Below are 3,513 nucleotides of genomic sequence, written 5' to 3'. Positions count from 1 at the left end.
CGGCGGGTTCCCTACTTTATACAGCTCGTTGGAGTAGCGGGATTTACCCAGGATCTTAGCCAGCATTTCTTCGGTAAGCGTATCGGGTAGCTTTTCATCCAGCGCTACATTCTTAGCCAGGGAGCGCATTACAGATGCCAGTAAACGGTCCAGCTCACGTACACCGCTTTCCCGGGTATATTCCTGTACCATTTTGGTAAGCACCTGGCCGGGGAATTTGATCTTCACATCCTTCAGACCGTGCATTTCCCGCTGCTTGGGCACCAGGTGGCGTTTGGCTATTTCCACCTTCTCCTCTATTGAATAGCCGCTCAGGTCAATGATCTCCAAACGGTCGCGCAGGGCGGGGTTTATAGCCGCAATATTATTGGCTGTAGCAATAAACAATACTTTGCTCAGGTCATATTCCAGCTCCAGGTAATTATCATAAAAAGTGCTGTTCTGCTCAGGGTCCAGCACTTCCAGCAAAGCGGAGCTGGGATCGCCACGGAAATCATTGCCTATCTTATCTATCTCATCCAGGATCATTACCGGGTTGGAGGATCTTGTTTTGCGGATGGATTGCAGAATGCGGCCGGGCATAGCCCCGATATAGGTTTTACGGTGGCCGCGGATCTCGCTTTCATCATGCAAACCGCCCAGGCTTAAACGTACATATTTACGGCCAATGGCATTAGCAATAGAACGGCCTAAGGATGTTTTACCAATACCCGGAGGGCCCACAAAACACAGGATGGGCGATTTCATATCCCCCTTCAGCTTCAGTACGGCCAGGTATTCAAGGATGCGTTCCTTGATCTTATCCATACCGTAATGGTCATTATCCAGCACTTTCTGCGCTTTCTTCAGGTCATAGCTATCCAGGGTATATTCCTGCCAGGGCAGGTCCAGCATAAGGTCCAGGTGGTTGTATACCACGCTGTAATCCGGCGTGCTGGGGTGCATACGTTCCAGCTTTTCTATTCCTTTACGGAACAGGTCTGCAGCGGCTTCTGTCCACTTTTTCTGTTCTGCTTTGCGCTGCATTTCCCGGATCTCACGGTCATTGGTATCACCGCCCAGTTCTTCCTTAATGGATTTCAGCTGCTGCTGCAGAAAGTATTCCCGCTGCTGCTTATCCAGGTCGGCCTTGGTTTTATTGGTGATCTTATTTTTCAGCTCTGCCAGCTGCAGCTCTACCTGCAATAGCTTCAGCAACGTTTCTGCACGGGTGCGCAGGTTGTTGATCTCCAGCAGCTCCTGTTTATCTTTTAATTCACTGTTCAGGTTAGAGGAAACAAAATGCACCAGGAAGGCTGCATTTTCAATATTCTTCAATATTACACTGGCTTCAGACGGTAAGTTGGGCGATAGCTGGATGATCTGCCCGGCCAGGTCCTTAATGGAGGATATATACGCGTCAAACTCTGCATCGTCCTCCCCTACTTCATCATTTAAGATGGTAATGTTGGCTTTGAAATACGGATCTTCCGTTGTAATGGCATCTATCTTAAAACGCTTGCGGCCCTGTATAATGATGGTGGTGCCGCCGTCCGGCATTTTAATGAGCTTTACGATACGGGCTACGGTACCTACGCTGGCCAGATCGGCAATAATAGGATCTTCTACCGTACTGTCTTTTTGCGCTACCACACCAATCAATTTGTCAGTCCGGTACGCATCATTCACCGCCTTTATAGATTTGTCCCTGCCTACGGTAATGGGCAATACCACACCGGGAAACAGGACTGTATTTCTTAATGGTAATATGGAAAGTTCATCGGGTATTTTATCATCTTCCTGACCATCAACATCCTCGTTCAAAGGGATAATAGGCATAAACTCCATCTCCTCTTCCGGATTCGCTAAATAAAATCTATTCATCGCAATAGTTTAATTCCATGTGAAGGTAGACAATTTGTCAGCCCAAAGGCGTTGTTACCCTCTATTTTTAGTATAATACTATATTGGTCAAGGATAATGCCACAATGGGAATTACGAATTAGTCAATTACGAATTACGAACGGATCGGAGTGGAGATGGATAATTGTCAATTTAAACGGCATAAATCAAAAGGCCTGCATTTAGAATGCAGGCCTTTTGATTTATGAAGTACTTAATTCGTAATTACAACGTTACGCCTACACCCAGCTGAATAGACTGGTTTTTCCAGTTGCTGGTGTTGGCTACATCGCTTGCATTTTTCACATCGGTAAAACCAATGATGTAGCGGGCGCTGATGTTCACAATAGGCAGCTGGATCCATAAGCCGGCTACACCTGCTACGTCGCTGCCTTTAAAGGCATCTTTGGTACCTTCCAGGGCATTCTTGCCACCCAGCAATGCGCTGAACTGGGGACCTACCTGCAGCTTCAAACGGGGCGTACCTAAATTGAAGTTAGCCAGGATGGGAATGCTTAAATAGTTTAAGCTGATCTTTTTGTTGTCGTTGGATGGATCGTTCAGGTTATCTGTGTTATAGATCTCGCTGAAATTATCCGTTGTTTTTGTTTTGGTGGAAGAGAAGATCAATTCACCCTGTACACCAAAACCCTTTACCAGGTTCACCTGCGCAAAACCGCCCAGGTGATAGCCCAGCTTAAATCCGTCATTGTAACCGGTACCATCCAGTTTGCCAAGGTTTGCACCTCCTTTAAATCCAAAGCGTAATAATCTGTCCTGAGCATGGGCGGTAGAAAATGAAAAAGCAGTTACGACCAGTACTGCCACCGCAAGAATCAGTTTTTTCATGTGCAGTTGTTTTGATTTAAGCGTGTTTTTCTATTGATATGACCTCTGCTTAATAGACGGGATCTGTTTTTTTCCCCTACACAGCATTGTTATTTTTTTGTAGTAGCAAATTCTATGCTATGTTTCTTAAACATTCATAAACTGTGCTCAACACAATAAAAAAACCGGTAATCTGTTAAAATTCAAAACTAACTTTAGCGGTGAAGTAACTCATAATGCTGGTATCTTCTCCCTGCAGCGGTTTAAACACGGTATAGGCAGGCGCCAGGGTAAAGCGGCCTATGAGGTATGAGCAATTAAGGGTCAGATCCACTGCGCGGGGCTCAAAGCCGGTACGGTCAGTGGATTCTATGGGCTGGCCGTTCGCATTCTTTTTACTTCTTTTAATATCCTGTTTGATCTTTGCAGAGCGGGAGATGTACTGGAAGGCCTTCATATTACTGTAATAATGCGCAGTGCCCATCGTTAACCCAAGAGAAGGCGTAATGAGCACCACATCATCATACTTCAATACATCCATAAAAATAAACGGATGGCGTACGGCCAGTATTATATTAAAATCCCTTCCGGATTCTGTAGTGGTCACTTCATTTCGTATCCGGATGGGCAAACGGCCTATTTGCCGGTAAGAAGTAGTGGTACCTGTTTGCTGTCCCCAGCCAAAATCAAGGCTAATGCCGGGTTGCAGCCACCAGCCACGGTAATAGAAATAAGCAAACAATTCATTTTTTATAGGGGTAAGCGGTACATCGCTGGAATCAGCAAAAAAGTAATGGGTATACG

General features: G+C 45.7%; 3 protein-coding genes. All 3 read right to left on the bottom strand.

Annotation, left to right across the window (positions count from 1 at the left end):
• The coding region (gene lon, locus VIM87_RS01205) for an endopeptidase La (protein WP_331995202.1) at positions 1–1,863 on the bottom strand (1,863 nt) is incomplete at its 3' end.
• 243 nt (positions 1,864–2,106) lie between these two features.
• The gene (locus VIM87_RS01200) at positions 2,107–2,730 is read right to left on the bottom strand and encodes a porin family protein (protein WP_331995201.1); all 624 of its coding nucleotides are present in this window, start codon (positions 2,728–2,730) and stop codon (positions 2,107–2,109) included.
• A 175-nt stretch (positions 2,731–2,905) separates the two neighbouring features.
• The coding region (locus tag VIM87_RS01195) for a hypothetical protein (protein WP_331995200.1) at positions 2,906–3,513 on the bottom strand (608 nt) is incomplete at its 5' end.

The organism is Chitinophaga sp., from assembly GCF_036569125.1.
In the GTDB taxonomy this organism is placed as follows: domain Bacteria; phylum Bacteroidota; class Bacteroidia; order Chitinophagales; family Chitinophagaceae; genus Chitinophaga.
Note: the sequence above shows the minus strand (reverse complement) of the source record. Positions and strands in the feature narration are given on the sequence as shown.